Consider the following 17,101-nt stretch of genomic DNA (forward strand, 5'->3'; position numbering starts at 1 on the left):
GCCGCGTCCTGCACCGGAGCCCGTAGGCTCGACGCCGTGATGCGCCTCAACCCGGAACAGCTCGTCTTCGTCACCGAACGCCACCTGGCGACCCTCACCACGCTGCGCGCCGACGGCACGCCGCACGTCGTCCCCGTCGCCTTCACGTGGGACGCCGACGCGGGCGTGCTCCGCATCACGACGAACCGCGCGTCGGTCAAGGCCCGCAACGCGCGCCTGCCGGGGGCGGGGGGCGGCGCGCCCCGCGCCGCGGTGTGCCAGGTCGACGGTGGGCGGTGGCTCACGCTCGAGGGCACCATCGAGGTCGTCGAGGACGAGGACGAGGTGGCGGACGCCGTCGCGCGCTACGCCCGCCGGTACCGCCCGCTCGACCACAACCCCGAGCGCGTCGTCCTGCGCCTCACCCCGGACAAGGTGATGGCCTCGACGTACATGGCCTGACGGTCGTTCAGGCGACGGTCGCGCTCTCGGTCCCCTGGGGGTGGTCGACCGAGACGACGTCGCCGCGGTGCAGCTGGCGTCCGCGGCGCGTGTCGACCTCGCCGTTGACGCGGACCTCGCCCTCCGTGACGAGCTCGCGCGCCTCGGCGCCGGACTCGGCGAGGCCGGCGAGCTTGAGGAACTGGCCGAGGCGGATGACGTCGTCGGAGATCTCGACCGGGCGGGCGTCGTCAGGGGAGCTCATGGCTCCCATTGTCCCCGCCGGCGGGCCCCGCCACGACACGGTGTGACGTGGTCCGCCCCGGACGACCGGTGGACGAAACGCCTCGTCGCGGCGGCGCACGGGCTCCTAGACTCGACCCATGATCACCCGCATCGATCTTCGAGGACGTTCCCTGTCCGCCCGCGAGCTCGTCGAGACCCTGCCGCGCGCAGAGCTCGGCGTCGAGGACGCGGCGCATCGGGTCGCCCCGATCATCGAGGCGGTCCGGGCGCGCGGCGCGGACGCGCTGCGCGAGTACGCCGAGCGGTTCGACGGCGTGCGCCCCGTGCACCTGCGCGTCCCGGCCGACGCGCTCGCCGACGCGCTCGCCGCCCTCGACCCGGCCGTCCGGTCGGGCCTGGAGGAGGCGATCCGTCGCGTGCGGCTCGTGCACGCCGCGCAGCGTCCGCAGGACTTCACGGTCGAGATCGCGCCCGGGGCGCAGGTCCGCCAGCGCTGGGTGCCGGTGCGACGCGTCGGGCTCTACGCGCCCGGCGGCCTCGCGGTCTACCCGTCCTCCGTGGTGATGAACGTCGTCGCGGCGCAGGAGGCGGGCGTCCGCAGCCTCGCGGTCGCGTCGCCGCCGCAGAAGGAGAACGACGGCCTGCCGCACCCGACGATCCTCGCGGCGTGCGCGCTGCTCGGCGTCGACGAGGTCTACGCGGTGGGCGGTGCGCAGGCGGTCGCGATGTTCGCCTACGGCGCCGCGGGCAGCGAGCCGCAGGACGGGGACGTGCTGTGCGAGCCGGTCGACGTCGTGACGGGCCCCGGCAACGTGTTCGTGGCCGCGGCCAAGCGGCTCGTCCGGGGCGTCGTCGGCATCGACGCGGAGGCGGGCCCCACGGAGATCGCGATCCTCGCGGACGGCTCCGCCGACCCGGGGCACGTGGCGGCCGACCTCATCAGCCAGGCGGAGCACGACCCGCTGGCGGCGGCCGTCCTCGTCACGCCCTCCGTCGAGCTCGCCGCCGCGGTCGAGGCGCGCCTCGCGGACCTCGTGAGCGCCACGAAGCACGCGGCGCGCGTCGCGCAGGCCCTCGCCGGTCCGCAGTCCGCGGTCGTGCTCGTCGACGACCTCGAGCACGGCTTGCAGGTGGTCGACGCGTACGGCGCGGAGCACCTCGAGATCCAGGCGGACGGCGCGGCAGCGCTGGCGGAGCGGGTCACGAGCGCGGGTGCGATCTTCGTCGGCCCCTGGTCGCCCGTCTCGCTCGGCGACTACATGGCCGGGTCCAACCACGTGCTGCCGACAGGCGGCTGCGCGCACTTCTCGAGCGGCCTCGGGGTGCACAGCTACGTCAAGGCGGTCCAGGTCGTCGAGTACGACCGTGACGCCCTGGAGGAGCTGGCGGACCGGATCGTCGCCGTCGCGAACGACGAGGACCTCCCGGCCCACGGCGAGGCGGTGCGGGCACGGTTCCTGTGACCGCCGCGCGCGAGGACCGCGTGCCGGTGCGGCGCGCGGTCCCGCGCGACGCCGCCGACCTCGTCGCCCTGCGCGTGCACCTCATGCGCGCGATGGGGGAGGCGGAGGCCGACGACCGTTCCTGGCAGCACCGGGCCAGGGAGTGGTTCACCCGGATGCTCGGCTCGGACGACGTCGTCGCCTTCGTCGTCGACGCGCCCGGCCAGGTCGCGGCGTGCGCCCTCGTCGAGCTGCACCGGTCGGCGCCGTCGGCACGGAACCCGCACGGCACGACGGCGCACCTGTCGAACGTCTGCACCGTGCCGGGGGCGAGGGGTCAGGGCTACGCGCGCGCGTGCGTCGTCGCGGCCCTCGACTGGGCGCGCGAGAGCGGCGCGGACTCGGTCTCCCTGCACGCCACGCCCGACGGCGAGTCCCTGTACCGCGCGCTGGGCTTCGTCGACACGACGTACACCGAGCTGCGCCTGCGGTGGTGACGCGCTCTCGCCGCCTCAGCGCACGCCGAGGACGAACGGGTGCACGGCCGCCGCGCCGGCCTGGCGCAGCAGGCGTGCCGCGACCGTGAGGGTCCAGCCCGACTCGGTGTAGTCGTCGACGAGGAGCACGCGGCGGCCGGCGAGTCCCGCCCGCGCGGCGTCCGACAGCTCGAGCTGCAGGCGGCCGGCGACCCCCGCGAGCCGGGTCGCGGAGTTCACGTCGTGCCGGCCCGGCTCCTCGCGGCCCGGGACCGGCCCGACGGCGCCGATGAGCGGCTTGCCGAGGTAGCTCGCGAGCCCGTTCGCGAGGTGGAACGTGAGCCGCGGTCGCGTCGCCGAGCGGACCGCGACGACGCCGTCCACGAGGAGCCGACGTCCGGCGGGAGCCGTGGCGCCGGGTTCGGCTCCCTCGCCGGGCCCGGTCTCCGCCTCCGGCGCAGTGGCGGCCTCGTAGAGCTCGGCCCAGTCGTCGAGCACCCGCGCGGCCGCGCGCCGGAGCGCGACGGGCGTGTCGCCGTCGGGCGTCGCGGGGGCGAAGAGCTCGCGCAGCGGCGCCGACCAGCCCAGCCCGTCGAGCCGCGCGACGGCCCGCCCGGTCTCCGCGAGCTCGTCCGCGCCGAGGCGCCCGCGCAGGTCGAGGCCCAGGCGGTCCATGCCGCTCGGCCACTGACGGCGCGCGACGACCTCGACGCCGGGCCGGTCCATGTCGGCGCGCGCCGCGGCGACCGCCTCCGCGTCCGGGAGCGCGGGCAGCGTCACGCCACCGCACGTGTCGCAGCGCCCGCAGCGCCACCCGTCCTCGAGCTCCGGGTCGTCGAGCGCGGCGCGCAGGAACGCCATGCGGCACCCGTCGGTCGCCTCGTAGTCGAGCATCGCCTGCTGCTCCGCGGTGCGCGTGGCGTCGACGCGCTCGTACCGCTCCGCGTCGTACGTCCACGGCCGCCCCGTTGCCTCCCAGCCGCCCTTGACGCGCCGGACGGCGCCGTCGACGTCGAGCACCTTGAGCATGCCCTCGAGACGCGAGCGCTTGAGGTCGACCTGCGTCTCGAGCTGGGCGACCGACTGGGTCCCGCCCGTGCTCAGGGCGTCGAGCGTCGTGCGGACCTGGGCCTGCGGCGGGAACGCGGTCGAGGCGAACCACTCCCAGATGCGCCGGTCCTCCTCGCCGGGCAGCAGCACGACGACGGCCGAGTCCACGCCACGGCCCGCGCGCCCGACCTGCTGGTAGTAGGCGATGGGGGAGCTCGGCGCGCCGAGGTGCACGACGAACGCCAGGTCGGGCTTGTCGAAGCCCATCCCGAGCGCCGAGGTCGCGACGAGCGCCTTGACCCGGTTCTCCTTGAGGTCCTCCTCCAGGCGCTCGCGCTCGGCCGGGTCGGTCTGGCCGGTGTACGAGGCGACGGCGAGCCCCGCCGCGCGCAGCTGGCTCGCGACCTGCTCGGCCGCGGAGACGGTGAGGCAGTAGACGATGCCCGAGCCGTCGACGTCCTGCAGCGCCTCGACGAGCCACGCGACGCGCGTGGGCTGGTCCGGCAGGCGCAGGACGGCGAGGTGGAGGGACTCGCGGTCCAGCCCGCCGCGCAGGACGAGCACGTCCTCGTGGCCCGCCTCGCCGGCTCCGGCGGCCGCGCCGGACGCGTGCGCCGCGGTCACGCCGAGCTGCTCCGCAACGTCCGCGGTCACGCGCGCGTTCGCGGTCGCCGTCGTCGCGAGCACGGGGATGCCGGGCGGCAGGTCGGCGAGGAGCGTACGGATGCGGCGGTAGTCGGGCCGGAAGTCGTGCCCCCAGTCGGAGATGCAGTGCGCCTCGTCGATGACGACGAGGCCCGCGTCGGCCGCGAGCCGGGGGAGCACCTCGTCGCGGAAGCCGGGGTTGTTGAGCCGCTCCGGCGAGCACAGCAGCACGTCGACCTCACCGTCCGCGATGGCCCGGTGCACGTCGTCCCACTCGGTGACGTTGGCGGAGTTGATGGTGACGGCCTTGATGCCCGCCCGCGCGGCGGCCGAGATCTGGTCGCGCATGAGCGCCAGGAGCGGGGAGACGATGACGGTCGGCCCGGCTCCGCGGTCGCGCAGCAGGCGCGTGGCCACGAAGTACACGGCGGACTTGCCCCACCCGGTGCGCTGCACGACGAGCGCACGGCGCCGGAACGCCACGAGGGCCTCGATCGCGCGCCACTGGTCCTCGCGCAGCGCCGCGTCCTCGCGCCCCACGAGCGCGCGCAGCGCGGTCTCGGCGTCCTCGCGCAGCGACTGCCCGTCGAGCAGGCCGCGCAGCATGGCGAGCTTGGCCCGCTTGGCGGCCTCCCCGCCGTCGGGCGCGGGGGAGGGCGCGCCGGCCGGTAGGGCGGAGCCGTCCGCCGCCTCCGCGCGCGGCTCGGGTGCCGCGTCCGGTCCGGGCCCCCTCGGCGCGGCTGACGCCCAAGGGTCGCCGTACGGGTCGGCGGGCTCGTCGAGCGGCGGCGCGTCGGCCGGGTCGAAGGGCAGGTCGGCGTACGGGTCGGTGGGGCTCACCCGCACGATCGTAGGCGCACCCGCCGACCCTCGGGTCGTCGTGCACAGGCAGCGGCCCGCGGACCCCGGGGACGGGGTCGCGGGCCGTGCGGGTCGATCGCGCAGGGCGTCAGGAGCGCATGTCCATGACCACGCGACCGTCGATCCTGCCCTCCTCCATCTCGGCGAAGATCGCGTTGACGTCGTCGAGCGGGCGCACCGTGTACGTCGGGCTGATCTTCCCGCGCGCGAAGAAGTCGAGCGCCTCCGCCATGTCCTTGCGCGTCCCGACGATCGAGCCGCGGACGGTCAGCCCGAAGAGCACGGTCGTGAAGATGTCGAGCGGGAACTTCTCCGGCGGGAGGCCGACGAGCGAGACCGTGCCGCCGCGGCGCAGCGCGCCGACCGCCTGGGGGAACGCGTGCGCGTTGACGGCGGTCACGAGCGCGCCGTGGACGCCGCCGCCGGTCAGGTCCTGGATCTCGGCCGCGGCGTCGGGCGACGTGGCCGCGTTGACGGTGACCTCCGCCCCGTGCTTGCGCGCGAGGGCGAGCTTCTCGTCGTCCACGTCCACCGCGGCGACGCGGCGGCCCATCGCCACGGCGTACTGCACCGCGATGTGCCCGAGCCCGCCGATGCCGGAGACGAGCACCCACTCGCCGGGCTGGGTGTCCGTGACCTTGAGCCCCTTGTAGACGGTGACGCCCGCGCACAGGATCGGCCCGACGGCGGACGGCTCGACCCCGTCCGGGACCACCGGGCAGTACCGCGAGTCGACGAGCATGTACTGGCCGAACGAGCCGTCGACCGAGTAGCCGCCGTTCTTCTGGTTCGGGCACAGCGTCTCCCAGCCGGTCTCGCAGTACTCGCACTCGCCGCACGCGCTCCAGAGCCAGGCGTTGCCGACCGTGTCGCCGACCCGGACGCGCGTCACCTGGTCGCCGACCGCGACGACCGTCCCGACGCCCTCGTGGCCGGGCACGAACGGGGGAACGGGCTTGACCGGCCAGTCGCCGTGCGCGGCGTGCAGGTCCGTGTGGCAGACGCCGGTGTAGTCGACCCGGACGAGCGCCTCGTGGGGTCCGGGCGACGGGACCTCGACCTCGTCGACGCTCAGCGGGTCCGTGAAGGAGTGGACGACGGCGGCACGCATGGTGGGCATGACGATCACCTCGGATCCTCGGGGAGAGTGGCGGCCGGACCGTGCCGGCGGTCCTGCCTCGTCCTCGACGCTACGCGCGCGGGTACCGGTCGTCGCGACGAGCGGTGCGACGCGTGACTCACGACCGGGCGGCTCGTGACCTTCGCCCCTCCACGACGAGCGCGAGCGTCCCGGCGGCCACGACGACCCACTCGCTCACCGCGGCGAGCACCTGCTGCGTCCCGCCCACGGTCTCGTTCACGCCGAAGAACCCCACGGTCGTCGACAGGTAGAACGCGGCGAGGGTCAGCGCCCCGAAGCCGACCGCGCCGAGGAGCGGGAGCCAGTGCCGCCACACGAGCACCAGGAGGCCGAGGACGACCCCCGCGACGGCGTTGAGCGCGAAGAGCGGGCCGACCACGGCGATGTCGCGGTAGCCCTCGACGAACAGGACGAGGTGGACGTCCGCGGAGAGAAGCAGCCCGGCCGCGGTCAGGCCGCGCAGGACCCACGCGCCGAGCGCGTGGCCTTCCCGCACGGGCGGGGTCGGCGGCCCCGTGGTCACGGACATCGTCGTCTCCTCCGCTCGGGGGCGGTCGGGGCGCGGCTCGCGCACCCCGGTGCTTCAATGGAACCGCCGACGGCGGCGTCGCGCGCGCCGGGCGGCCGGGGCGGGTCGAGGGGTCCGTCCGTGCAGGCACCGTGCAGGGAGGCCGGACATGGACGCACCGCACCGCGCAGACGTCGCGCCCGGCGCCGGACCCGACCGGGGCACGAGGGCTCCGGCCCGTGGCCCGGACCGGGATTCCGCCCCGCTGCCGCGTGTCCCCCACGCGGCGACGCCGACGCGGCGCGTCGTCCTCGCCGGGTCCGGAGCGGGCGCCGCGCTCGCCCTCCTCGCCGCGTGCGGCGGCGAGCCGTCGGGGACGCGGAGCGGGGGGACGAGCGGCGACGGCGGCTCCGGCGGGGGCGAGGCCGTCGTCGAGCCCGGACAGGCGCTCGCGAGCACCGACGACGTCCCGGTCGGCGGGGCGCTCGCGGTCACCGTCGCGGGCGCCCCGCTCCTCGTCACGCAGCCCGAGGAGGGCACGTTCGCGGCCTTCAGCGCGATCTGCACCCATCAGGGCTGCACGGTCGGGCCCGGGGACGGCGAGCTCCTGTGCCCGTGCCACGCGTCCCGCTACGACCTCGCGACGGGTGCCGTGCTGGGCGGACCGGCGCCGTCGCCGCTGCCCGAGGTGCCCGTGACGGTCGACGGCGGCGAGGTCACGTCGGCCTGACACGGCGGCCGGGGACCGCGCGCGTCGGGCGCGAGGTCAGCGCGAGGTCAGCGCGAGCCCGCCCACGACCAGCGTCGCTGCCCGCGTGCCGGACGTCACGGACGTCGGTGGGCGCACGGTTCGTAGACTGTCCGGGTGACCCCACCCTCCGTCGCGGGACGGCCCCTGCTCCCGCTGCGCCCCGAGCTCGCCGGCGTCGAGCCGTACGGCGCGCCCCAGCTCGACGTCCCGGTCCTGCTCAACGTCAACGAGAACCCGCACGCGCCGAGCGAGGCCGTCGTCGCGACGATCGCCCAGGCCGTGCGCGACGCCGCCGCCGGGCTCAACCGCTACCCCGACCGCGACTTCCTCGGGCTGCGTGCCGACCTCGCGGCGTACCTGGGCACGGAGTCCGGCGTCGTGCTGGGCGCCGAGCAGCTCTGGGCGGCCAACGGGTCGAACGAGATCATGCTCCACGTGCTGCAGGCGTTCGGCGGCCCGGGCCGCACCGCGGTGTCGTTCGCGCCCACGTACTCGATGTACCCGGAGTACGCGCGCGACACCCACACGGCGTGGGTCGTCGGGCGTCGGGCCGAGGACTTCACGCTCGACCCGGAGCACGCGCGCGAGGTGATCGCGCGCGAGCAGCCCTCGGTCGTCCTGCTCGCGAGCCCCAACAACCCGACCGGGACCGCGCTGCCCGCGGCGACCGTCGAGGCGGTGTGCGAGGCGGCGCTCGCGGTCCGCGTCCCGCTCGCCGACGGTCGCGAGGCGCCGGCCGTCGTCGTCGTGGACGAGGCGTACGGGGAGTTCCGACGTGCCGGCACGCCGTCGGCGCTCGAGCTGCTCGACCGCTACCCGAACCTCGCCGTGACGCGCACGATGTCCAAGGCGTTCGCGCTCGCGGGCGCCCGCGTGGGGTACCTCGCGGCGTCGCGCGAGCTCGTCGACGCGCTGCGCGTCGTCCGGCTCCCGTACCACCTGTCGGCCGTGACCCAGGCGGTCGCCCGCGCGGCCCTGGCGCACTCGGCGGAGCTGCTCGCGCAGGTCTCCGCGTTGCGCGAGCGCCGCGACGAGACCGTCGCGTGGCTGCGCTCGCTCCGGCACCCGGACGGGCGCGCGCTCGCGGTCGCGGAGTCCGACGCGAACTTCGTCCTGTTCGGCACGTTCGACGACCGGCACGCGGTCTGGGCGGCGTTGTTGGAGCGGGGCGTGCTCATCCGGGAGACTGGTCCCGACGGCTGGCTGCGGGTGTCGATCGGCACCGGCGAGGAGATGCGGGCCTTCCGACAGGCCCTCGTGGAGGTGGCAGGACTGTGAAGCGCACCGCGCGCATCGAGCGCGCGACGTCCGAGTCGAGCGTGCTCGTCGAGCTCGACCTCGACGGCACGGGACGGACGGAGATCTCGACGACCGTCCCGTTCTACGACCACATGCTCACGGCGCTGGGCAAGCACTCGCTCATCGACCTCAAGGTCGTCGCGACGGGCGACACGCACATCGACGCGCACCACACCGTCGAGGACGTGGCGATCACGATCGGCGAGGCGCTGCGCGTCGCGCTCGGGGACAAGGTCGGCATCGGCCGCTTCGGCGACGCCACCGTGCCCCTCGACGAGGCGCTCGCGCTCGCGGTCGTGGACGTGTCCGGGCGCCCCTACCTGGTGCACTCGGGCGAGCCGGAGGGGCAGGAGTACCACCTCATCGGCGGGCACTTCACGGGGTCGCTCACGCGCCACGTGCTCGAGTCGATCGCGCACCACGCGGGCATCTGCATCCACGTGCGCGTCCTCGCGGGCCGCGACCCGCACCACATCGTCGAGGCGCAGTTCAAGGCGCTCGCTCGGGCGCTGCGCGCCGCGGTCGCTCCCGACCCGCGCGTCGAGGGCGTCCCGTCCACCAAGGGGGCCCTGTGAGCACGCACGACGACGACGCGCTGGACGGCGTCGAGATCCCGGACGACCTCTCGTCCCTCACGGGTCCGGCGGCACCCGACCTCGTCGCGCTCATCACGCAGATCGCCGGAGCCGAGCCGCTCGCCGCGGCGTGCTCGCTCGCGCAGGTCGAGGCCGACGTCGTGCCGACCGACGTGGGCGCCGTCGCGGTGCTCCGCGACACGGCGGGCGACGCGCCCGCGCACGCCGCCGCCGCGCTGACCACCCTGGTCAAGGGCGTGCCGCTCGTGCTCGTCGCGCGCAGCGGCGAGCAGCTCACGATGACGCGCTGGGCCGACGGCGCCCCGGGCGACCAGCTGGCCCCGGGCCTCGTGCTCGGCGGCGCGCCCGAGTCGCTCGAGGACCTGCTCACCGGCACGACGACGCTCGCCGACCAGGACGGCGTCGTCGCGAGCTCGTCCATCTCGCGCTGGAAGGCGATGCGGCTGCTCACGTCCGCCGCGCGCCGGGCCCGGAAGAGCGGCGCATGAGCGAGCAGGTCGCCGGCGGGGCGTCGGGCGCGCGGCGCCCGTCCGTCGTCGTGCTCGACTACGGGTTCGGCAACGTCCGCTCGGCCGTGCGCGCGCTCGAGCGCGTCGGCGCGGACGTCGAGCTCACCGCGGACCGCGCCGCGGCCCAGGACGCCGACGGGCTCGTCGTCCCCGGCGTCGGTGCGTTCGCCGCGGTCATGGCGGGCCTGCGCGGCGTCCGCGGCGACGAGATCGTCGGACGGCGGCTCGCCGGCGGGCGGCCCGTGCTCGGCATCTGCGTGGGCATGCAGGTCATGTTCGACCAGGGCGACGAGCACGGCACCCTGACCGACGGGCTGGGGGAGTGGGCCGGTCTCGTCGACCGCCTCGAGGCAGAGGTCGTCCCCCACATGGGCTGGGACACGGTCGACGTGCCCGCGGGCAGCGTGCTGTTCCGCGGCGTCGAGGACGAGCGCTTCTACTTCGTCCACTCCTACGCCGCCCGGTCGTTCACGACGGGCCAGGACCTGCCCGCGGACTCGCCGATCCGGCGCCCGCTCGTCACGTGGTCCGACCACGGGGGGCGGTTCGTCGCCGCCGTGGAGAACGGGCCGTTGTCCGCCACGCAGTTCCACCCCGAGAAGTCCGGCGACGCGGGTGCGACCCTGCTCGAGAACTGGGTCCGCTCGCTCTGACCGACCGCGCGCCCGGTGCACCTCGCCCGGCGCGCACCACCCGGCGCGACAGCGACGCGCCACCGACACCGATGGAGAACCCCGTGACCGACCGCCTCGTGCTGCTCCCCGCCGTCGACGTCGCCGACGGCCAGGCCGTCCGCCTCGTCCAGGGCGAGGCCGGCTCCGAGACCTCGTACGGCGACCCGCTCGCCGCCGCGCTCGACTGGCAGTCGGGCGGTGCGGAGTGGATCCACCTCGTGGACCTCGACGCCGCGTTCGGCCGCGGCTCCAACGCGGAGCTGCTCGCCGACGTCGTCGCGCGCCTCGACGTCCAGGTCGAGCTCTCCGGCGGGATCCGCGACGACGCGTCGCTCGAGCGTGCGCTCGCCACGGGCGCGCGCCGCGTCAACCTCGGCACCGCGGCGCTCGAGAACCCCGAGTGGACGGCGAAGGTCATCGCCGAGCACGGCGACGCGATCGCCGTCGGCCTCGACGTGCGCGGCACCACGCTCGCCGCGCGCGGATGGACGCAGGAGGGCGGCGACCTGTGGGAGGTCCTCGACCGCCTCGAGGCCGCCGGGTGCGCGCGCTACGTCGTCACGGACGTGACCAAGGACGGCACGCTGCGCGGGCCGAACATCGACCTCCTGCGCGACGTCGCGGCGCGCACGGAGGCGCCGGTCGTCGCGTCGGGCGGCATCTCCAGCCTCGCCGACCTCGAGGCGCTGCGCGCGCTCGTCCCCGCGGGCGTCGAGGGCGCGATCGTGGGCAAGGCGCTCTACGCGGGCGCGTTCACGCTGCCCCAGGCGCTCGACGTCGCGGGCCGGCCGTGACGACGGGCCCGGAGCCCGCGGGGAAGGCGCTGCCGCCGTCCTCCGGCTTCGCGGGCGACGACGGGTCGGCCGACCCGGCGCTGGCCGCGCTGCTCGACGCCTACGCCGCGGGCACGGGCTCGTTGGCCGAGGTCGTCGCGCGGCTCGGCGAGACGCGCGTCCTCGTCCCGATCCTGGCCGAGCTCGAGAGCGCGGGCGAGGGCGAGCACGGGCACACCGTCGACAAGGAGGCCTCGGCCGGCGTCGTCGCGATCGAGGCGCCGGACGGGCGCCGCGCGCTCCCCGTGTTCACGTCCGTGGCGGCGATGGCGGCGTGGCGCGCGACCGCGCGCCCCGTCCCCGTGGACGCGCGCCGCGCGGCGCTGTCCGCCGTGAGCGAGGACTGGTCGCTGCTCGTCCTCGACCCGGGCGGGCCCGTGACCGCGCTCGTGCCCCGCCCGGCCGTGTGGGCGCTCGCCCAGGGCAAGGACTGGTCGCCGGCCGTCGTCGACGGCGCGGTGGACCCCGAGGTGCTCGCGGCGGTCCAGGGCGCGCTCGCCGGGATCCCGCACGTCGCGCGGGCGTGGGCGGAGCCCGGGCGGCGCGCGGAGGTCGCCGTCGTGCTGCGCATCGACGCCGGGCTGGACCGGGCGGGCCTCGACGCCGTGCTCGGGCAGGTCAACGGCGCGCTCGCAAACGACGCCGTCGTGTCCGAGCGCGTGGACGGCCTCGAGCTGCGGGTCGGCCGGGCGGACTGACGCCCGCGGGTCAGCGACGGCGCAGGCGGCTCAGGCCCCACGCGAGCGCGGCCGAGAACGCGACGACGGCGCCGAGGGCCTGCCCGCCGAGGATCACGCGGTTGAGGTCGAGCGCGGGCTGCCAGCGCACGCCCGCGTCGTCGACGACGTAGACGCCCTTGGCGATGACACGGACCCCGAAGCCGCCCCCGCCTCCCGAGCCCTCGCCGCCCGCCTCGCCGCCGGCGTTGCCGGACCCGGGGTCGGGCGACACGCCCGTGCTCGGCGTCGCGGCCTCCTCGCCCTCCGCCGGCGTGGACGCGGCCCCGACGCGGCGACGCCAGTCGGCAGCCCCCTTGCCGGACAGCTCGCCCGCGCCGGAGCCCCAGCCCGAGCCGGTGCCGCCCCAGACGGTCGCGACGGGGATGACGAGCGTGCCGTCGCGCTCGTAGGACTCTCCGAAGACGCGACGCACGGTGAGCGTGTCGCGTGCTGCGTGGGTGATGTGCGCCGGGTCGACCGGGGACGTGTCCGAGCTCGCGTGTGTGCTCATGGCAGGAAGGGTAGACCTGCGGTCCCGGGTGCGCGCGGGGTGCGGTGCGGCGGGTCGTGCCGGCCCGCCGCACCGCCGCGACGGGCTCCTTGCAGGGGTGGTCAGGCGTCGCACTCCGGGAGGGCCGTGAACGCCGACTCGTCGCCGAGCATCGTCTGGAGCGTGCTCACCGGGACGAGCAGCGACTTGTCGGTCGACGTCTTCGCGTAGACGACGCCGATCACCTCGCCGGCGTCGTTGAGCGCCGCGGAGCCGGAGCTCCCGGGCTCGACCGGGGCGTCGGTGACGAGCACCTCGCCGAGGTTCTCGTGCAACGGGTCCGTCGTCGTCCCGATGACCGAGCCCTGCGTCACCGTGAGCCGGCCGCCCTCGGGGTAGCCCACGACCGTCACCGGGTCGCCCGGCGCCGGGTCGGCCGCGGCGAGGGTCGGGGCCGACGGGAGGTCCTCCGCCGTCCGGACGATCGCGAGGTCCGCGAGTCCGGCCACGCTCGCGGTCTGGGCCGCGATGTCGCGGCCGTCGTAGGTGAGGAGCTGCAGCGAGCGCGACGAGTCGACGACGTGCTTGTTGGTGATGAGCGTCCGGGAGTCGACGGCGAACCCCGAGCCGGTCGACAGCCCGTCGCAGCGCACGTTGCGGATGCGTACGGCCATGCGCCGGACGGCGTCGAAGCCGTCCGCCGAGAGGTTCTCGGAGCCCGCGGGGTCGTCGGGAGCGACGAGCGACGGCACGACCGAGTCCGGCACGGGCGCGGGGAGGTCCGGCAGGACGCCGCACGCCGCGAGCGAGCCGACGAGCAGGGACACCGGGACGAGCGACCCGACGACGCGCCGGCGGACGGAGCGCCCGTCGGCCCTGGCGGCCGGCCCGGGTCGGTGGCGGGTCATCCGGCGAGCTCCTGCTGGAGCTGCGTGTTCGCGTCCGTGGCCTCCTGGCACAGCAGGTCGACCTGGTCGGCGAAGCGCTCGAGGTCCGCGGGGTCGTACGCGTCGCGGTTGTTGAGGTAGCCGATGAGCTGCGTCTGCGCCGTCGTGCACTGGCCGAGCGCGGCCGCGACCTTGCCCGCCGCCTCCGAGACCCGGCTCTGGTAGTCGAGGTACTGCTGCGACGCCTCGTTCTCGTCGCCGAGCTGCGCCTTCTCGTTGGCGAGGTCGCTGATGCGGTCCTGCGCGGCGGTGAGCTGGGTGCGCGCGGACTCGAGCTCCGCGTTCGCGCCGTCGAGCTCGGTCTGGAGCCGGGCGACGTCCTCGCCCAGGCCGCGGGCCTCGCCCTCCCAGTCCGCGCTCGACTCCTGCCACCGCGTCGTGGTGACCCACAGGTAGGCGCCTACCCCCAGCGCGGCCGCGAGGAGGAGGGACAGCACCACGATCGCGACCACCGCACCACGACGGCGCCGGGGCGCGGACGTCCCGTCCCCGCCGGGCGGTGTCGCGCCCGGCGTCCCGGTCGTCGTCGCGCTCGTCGTCGTGATCGGTGCCGCGGACGCCGGCGCGAACGACGGCGGCCCGCCGGTCGGCGACGGCGCGGCCGGGACCGGGAGCGTCGTCCCGCGCGGCACGCTCGCGGGCGCGGGCGGTGACGATGGCCGAGCCTGCGGCGGCTCGGGGGACCCGCCGTGCGGCGGCGGCACCGGGGGCGTGCTCAACTCACGGCACCCGTGTACTTCTCGCCCGGACCCTCGCCCGGGGCGTCGGGGTAGACCGACGCCTCGCGGAACGCGAGCTGGAGCGAGCGCAGGCCGTCACGGAGCGAGCGGGCGTGCTGGTTGCCGATGTCGGGAGCGCTCGCCGTGAGGAGCGCCGCGAGCGCGTTGATGAGCTTGCGCGCCTCGTCGAGGTCGAGGTGGCCCTGCTCCTGCGCGTCCTCGGCGAGCCCGCACTTGACGGCCGCGGCGCTCATGAGGTGGACGGCCGCGGACGTGATGACCTCCACGGCGGCGACGTCGGCGATGTCGCGCACCGCGTCGGTGGCAGGGTCGGGCACGGCGGCGTTCTCGGTACTCATGGCGACCATCTTTCCATCCTGTCGTGCCGTGCCGCCCACCCCGAACGCGACCCGTCTCCCGGTGTCGCCGAGATAGCGACCTGCCGCCGAGATAGCGACGTACCGGATCGGTACGTCGCTATCTCGGCAGGGGATCGCTATCTCGTGTGCGGGGTCAGACGCGGACCGGCTCCGCCGCGGTGCCGGGCTGGCCGCCCTCGACGGGCGCGCCGGTGGCGGCGAGCGCGACGCGCAGCGCACCCCCGAGGCCCGCGTCGACGTTCGTCCAGTACGCGATCGCGCGCTCGCGGATCTCGTCGCTGCGGACGGCGCCCACGTGCCCCGTGATCGTCGCGAGGAAGCGGTCGCGCGCCGCGTCGTCGAACACCTCGCGGTAGAGCGTGCCCGCCTGGCCGAAGTCGTCGTCCTCCGGGTGCAGCGTCGCGGCGGAGCGCGTGAGCTCGCCGTCGGCCTCCCAGCCGGCCGACTCCGCGGCGCGCGCCGGGTCGGCGTGCGCGCCGCCCTGGCTGTTGGGCGCGTAGACGGGCGTCGTCGCGGAGGAGAAGGAGTAGCGCATCGCGCCGTCCTTCGCGTACGAGTGGCCGCCCTCGCTCGCGGCGTGCGGCGCGTTGACGGGGAGCTGGGCATGGTTGGTGCCCACGCGGTACCGGTGCGCGTCGGCGTAGGAGAAGATGCGCGCGAGCAGCATCTTGTCCGGGCTCGTCGCGATGCCGGGGACGAAGTTGCTCGGCGCGAACGTCGCCTGCTCGATCTGCGCGAAGTAGTTCTCGGGGTTGCGGTTCAGCTCCATCACGCCCACCTCGACCAGCGGGTAGTCCGCGTGCGGCCACACCTTGGTCAGGTCGAACGGGTTGAACCGGTAGGTCTTCGCGTCCTCGTAGGGCATGACCTGGACCGAGAGCGTCCAGCGGGGGAAGTCGCCCGCGTCGATGTGGTCGTAGAGGTCGCGGATGTGGTGGTCGGAGTCCGACCCGGCGAGCTGCGACGCCTCGTCGGCCGAGAGGTTGTCGATGCCCTGCGCCGTCTTGAAGTGGTACTTGACCCAGAACCGCTCGCCGGCCGCGTTGATCCACTGGTAGGTGTGCGAGCCGAACCCGTCCATGTGGCGCCAGCTCGACGGCAGCCCGCGGTCGCCCATGAGCCAGGTCACCTGGTGCGCGGACTCGGGGGACAGGGTCCAGAAGTCCCACTGCATGTCGTTGTCGCGCAGGTTCGAGCCGGGCAGGCGCTTCTGCGAGCGGATGAAGTCGGGGAACTTGATGCCGTCGCGCAGGAAGAACACGGGCGTGTTGTTGCCGACGAGGTCGTAGTTGCCCTCGGTCGTGTAGAACTTCAGCGCGAAGCCGCGCGGGTCGCGCCACGTGTCGGGGGAGCCCTGCTCGCCCGCGACGGAGGAGAAGCGCGCGAGCATCTCGGTGGTCGTGCCGGGCTGGAAGAGGGCAGCGCGCGTGAAGGTGCTGACGTCGTTCGTCACCGTGAACGTCCCGAAGGCGCCGCCGCCCTTGGCGTGCACGACGCGCTCGGGGACGCGCTCGCGGTTGAACTGGGCGAGCTTCTCGACGAGGTAGTGGTCGTGCAGGACGATCGGCCCGTCGGCGCCGACGGTCTGCGCGTGGGCGTCCGAGGCGACGGGCGCGCCGGCGTTCGTGGTGGTGAAGGGGGCGGTCATGGGTCTCCTTCCGTGGGCCGCGGTCGCGGCCCGTCTGGTGTTCTCATACCGGGATCTTCGTGAGAAAACGGGCGCGCTCCCGGTGCGCGAGGTACGGGAAGCGGGTCGGGGGTGGTCAGTCCGCGCAGTCGGGGCAGAGGCCCCAGAACGTCACCTCGGCGGTGTCGATCTGGAACCCCGACGTGCTGCTGGGGGTCAGGCAGGGGGCGTGGCCGACGGTGCAGTCGACGTCGGCGACGGCGCCGCACCCGCGGCACACCACGTGGTGGTGGTTGTCGCCGAGGCGGCGCTCGTAGCGTGCCGGGTGGCCCGCGGGCTCGATCCGGCGGACCAGGCCCTTGTCGGTGAGCGTGTGCAGGACGTCGTAGACCGCCTGGACCGAGACGGAGCCGAGGGACGCGCGCGCGGCCCGCAGGACGTCGTCGGCGTCGGCGTGCTGCTGGAGCTCGACCGCGTCGAGCACCGCCAGCCGGGCCGCGGTGACGCGCAGGCCGTGCTCGCGCAGCTCGCCCTCGTGGCGGGCGCGTCGTGGCCCGTCGTCGAGGGTCGTCCCCGCGCCGGGCGTCGCTCCTGTCGTCATGGCACCACTCTAACCACGTAAACTGGAAGAGTTCCAATGATGGAGGCGATCCGGAGTTCGGCCCTGCGGCCGGGTGCGAAGGTCCGGCCGCCTCTGCTATCCTTGATGGCTGACCGACTCGTGCGCGTCCCCTCGTCCGGTTTCGGGCGACGGGAGGGGTGCGAGTG

General features: G+C 75.3%; 20 protein-coding genes. 10 read left to right on the forward strand and 10 right to left on the reverse strand.

The annotated features are described in order from the left end of the window. Nucleotides 1-36 precede the first annotated feature (36 nt). Complete coding sequence (locus tag ACZ402_RS15125; RefSeq protein ID WP_375824485.1) at nucleotides 37-441, forward strand: pyridoxamine 5'-phosphate oxidase family protein; 405 nt, start codon at nucleotides 37-39, stop codon at nucleotides 439-441. 7 nt (nucleotides 442-448) lie between these two features. Here ACZ402_RS15125 and ACZ402_RS15130 read toward each other — a convergent pair whose 3' ends face one another. Then, complete coding sequence (locus ACZ402_RS15130; protein WP_375824486.1) at nucleotides 449-685, reverse strand: RNA-binding S4 domain-containing protein; 237 nt, start codon at nucleotides 683-685, stop codon at nucleotides 449-451. A gap of 118 nt (nucleotides 686-803) precedes the next feature. Between ACZ402_RS15130 and hisD the strand changes: the two genes are divergently transcribed. Both hisD and ACZ402_RS15140 read left to right on the forward strand, forming a co-directional pair. Further along, nucleotides 804-2,129 (forward strand): histidinol dehydrogenase, encoded by a 1,326-nt coding sequence (gene hisD / locus ACZ402_RS15135; RefSeq protein ID WP_375824487.1) that lies wholly within the window; start codon nucleotides 804-806, stop codon nucleotides 2,127-2,129. Beyond that, nucleotides 2,126-2,605, forward strand: coding sequence for a GNAT family N-acetyltransferase (locus ACZ402_RS15140; RefSeq protein WP_375824488.1), 480 nt, complete (start codon nucleotides 2,126-2,128; stop codon nucleotides 2,603-2,605). The genes hisD and ACZ402_RS15140 overlap by 4 nt, the downstream gene beginning before the upstream one ends. A 15-nt stretch (nucleotides 2,606-2,620) precedes the next feature. Here the strand turns inward: ACZ402_RS15140 and ACZ402_RS15145 are convergent, their stop codons facing one another. The 3 genes from ACZ402_RS15145 to ACZ402_RS15155 all read right to left on the reverse strand — a co-directional run bounded on the left by ACZ402_RS15145 (nucleotide 2,621) and on the right by ACZ402_RS15155 (nucleotide 6,810). Then, nucleotides 2,621-4,885, reverse strand: coding sequence for a RecQ family ATP-dependent DNA helicase (locus tag ACZ402_RS15145; RefSeq protein ID WP_375824527.1), 2,265 nt, complete (start codon nucleotides 4,883-4,885; stop codon nucleotides 2,621-2,623). A 343-nt stretch (nucleotides 4,886-5,228) separates the two neighbouring features. Further along, nucleotides 5,229-6,260: an alcohol dehydrogenase AdhP gene (adhP, locus tag ACZ402_RS15150; RefSeq protein ID WP_375824490.1), complete on the reverse strand. Its 1,032-nt coding sequence runs from the start codon at nucleotides 6,258-6,260 to the stop codon at nucleotides 5,229-5,231. A 118-nt stretch (nucleotides 6,261-6,378) separates the two neighbouring features. After that, the gene (locus tag ACZ402_RS15155; protein WP_375824491.1) at nucleotides 6,379-6,810 is read right to left on the reverse strand and encodes a hypothetical protein; all 432 of its coding nucleotides are present in this window, start codon (nucleotides 6,808-6,810) and stop codon (nucleotides 6,379-6,381) included. 148 nt (nucleotides 6,811-6,958) lie between these two features. Between ACZ402_RS15155 and ACZ402_RS15160 the strand changes: the two genes are divergently transcribed. From ACZ402_RS15160 to ACZ402_RS15190, 7 genes are all read left to right on the forward strand, one after another. Further along, nucleotides 6,959-7,519 (forward strand): Rieske (2Fe-2S) protein, encoded by a 561-nt coding sequence (locus tag ACZ402_RS15160; protein WP_375824492.1) that lies wholly within the window; start codon nucleotides 6,959-6,961, stop codon nucleotides 7,517-7,519. A 135-nt stretch (nucleotides 7,520-7,654) separates the two neighbouring features. After that, entirely contained in the window at nucleotides 7,655-8,818 is a 1,164-nt protein-coding gene (locus tag ACZ402_RS15165; RefSeq protein ID WP_375824493.1) for a histidinol-phosphate transaminase, read from the forward strand. Then, nucleotides 8,815-9,414, forward strand: coding sequence for an imidazoleglycerol-phosphate dehydratase HisB (hisB, locus tag ACZ402_RS15170; RefSeq protein WP_021482124.1), 600 nt, complete (start codon nucleotides 8,815-8,817; stop codon nucleotides 9,412-9,414). The genes ACZ402_RS15165 and hisB overlap by 4 nt, the downstream gene beginning before the upstream one ends. Next, nucleotides 9,411-9,923: a hypothetical protein gene (locus tag ACZ402_RS15175; RefSeq protein WP_375824494.1), complete on the forward strand. Its 513-nt coding sequence runs from the start codon at nucleotides 9,411-9,413 to the stop codon at nucleotides 9,921-9,923. Before hisB ends, ACZ402_RS15175 begins: the two co-directional genes overlap by 4 nt. Continuing rightward, a complete protein-coding gene (gene hisH / locus ACZ402_RS15180) occupies nucleotides 9,920-10,597 on the forward strand; it encodes an imidazole glycerol phosphate synthase subunit HisH (protein WP_375824495.1) in 678 nt (225 codons plus the stop codon). Before ACZ402_RS15175 ends, hisH begins: the two co-directional genes overlap by 4 nt. 83 nt (nucleotides 10,598-10,680) lie before the next feature. Then, nucleotides 10,681-11,412, forward strand: coding sequence for a bifunctional 1-(5-phosphoribosyl)-5-((5-phosphoribosylamino)methylideneamino)imidazole-4-carboxamide isomerase/phosphoribosylanthranilate isomerase PriA (gene priA / locus ACZ402_RS15185; RefSeq protein WP_087472915.1), 732 nt, complete (start codon nucleotides 10,681-10,683; stop codon nucleotides 11,410-11,412). Then, nucleotides 11,409-12,149 (forward strand): SseB family protein, encoded by a 741-nt coding sequence (locus ACZ402_RS15190; protein ID WP_375824496.1) that lies wholly within the window; start codon nucleotides 11,409-11,411, stop codon nucleotides 12,147-12,149. The genes priA and ACZ402_RS15190 overlap by 4 nt, the downstream gene beginning before the upstream one ends. Before the next feature lie 10 nt (nucleotides 12,150-12,159). Here the strand turns inward: ACZ402_RS15190 and ACZ402_RS15195 are convergent, their stop codons facing one another. The 6 genes from ACZ402_RS15195 to ACZ402_RS15220 form a co-directional block, all read right to left on the reverse strand. After that, the gene (locus ACZ402_RS15195; RefSeq protein WP_375824497.1) at nucleotides 12,160-12,681 is read right to left on the reverse strand and encodes a hypothetical protein; all 522 of its coding nucleotides are present in this window, start codon (nucleotides 12,679-12,681) and stop codon (nucleotides 12,160-12,162) included. Nucleotides 12,682-12,782: 101 nt separating this feature from the next. Further along, entirely contained in the window at nucleotides 12,783-13,568 is a 786-nt protein-coding gene (locus ACZ402_RS15200; RefSeq protein WP_375824498.1) for a S1C family serine protease, read from the reverse strand. Beyond that, nucleotides 13,565-14,326, reverse strand: coding sequence for a hypothetical protein (locus ACZ402_RS15205; RefSeq protein WP_375824499.1), 762 nt, complete (start codon nucleotides 14,324-14,326; stop codon nucleotides 13,565-13,567). Before ACZ402_RS15205 ends, ACZ402_RS15200 begins: the two co-directional genes overlap by 4 nt. Further along, nucleotides 14,323-14,694, reverse strand: a complete 372-nt coding sequence (locus ACZ402_RS15210) for a DUF1844 domain-containing protein (protein ID WP_375824500.1) — start codon at nucleotides 14,692-14,694, stop codon at nucleotides 14,323-14,325. Before ACZ402_RS15210 ends, ACZ402_RS15205 begins: the two co-directional genes overlap by 4 nt. 145 nt (nucleotides 14,695-14,839) lie before the next feature. Further along, entirely contained in the window at nucleotides 14,840-16,354 is a 1,515-nt protein-coding gene (locus ACZ402_RS15215) for a catalase (RefSeq protein ID WP_375824501.1), read from the reverse strand. A gap of 115 nt (nucleotides 16,355-16,469) precedes the next feature. Next, nucleotides 16,470-16,934, reverse strand: a complete 465-nt coding sequence (locus ACZ402_RS15220; RefSeq protein ID WP_237842471.1) for a Fur family transcriptional regulator — start codon at nucleotides 16,932-16,934, stop codon at nucleotides 16,470-16,472. Between the last annotated feature and the right edge of the window lie 167 nt (nucleotides 16,935-17,101).

It is taken from the genome of Cellulosimicrobium sp. NPDC030954 (assembly GCF_055571305.1).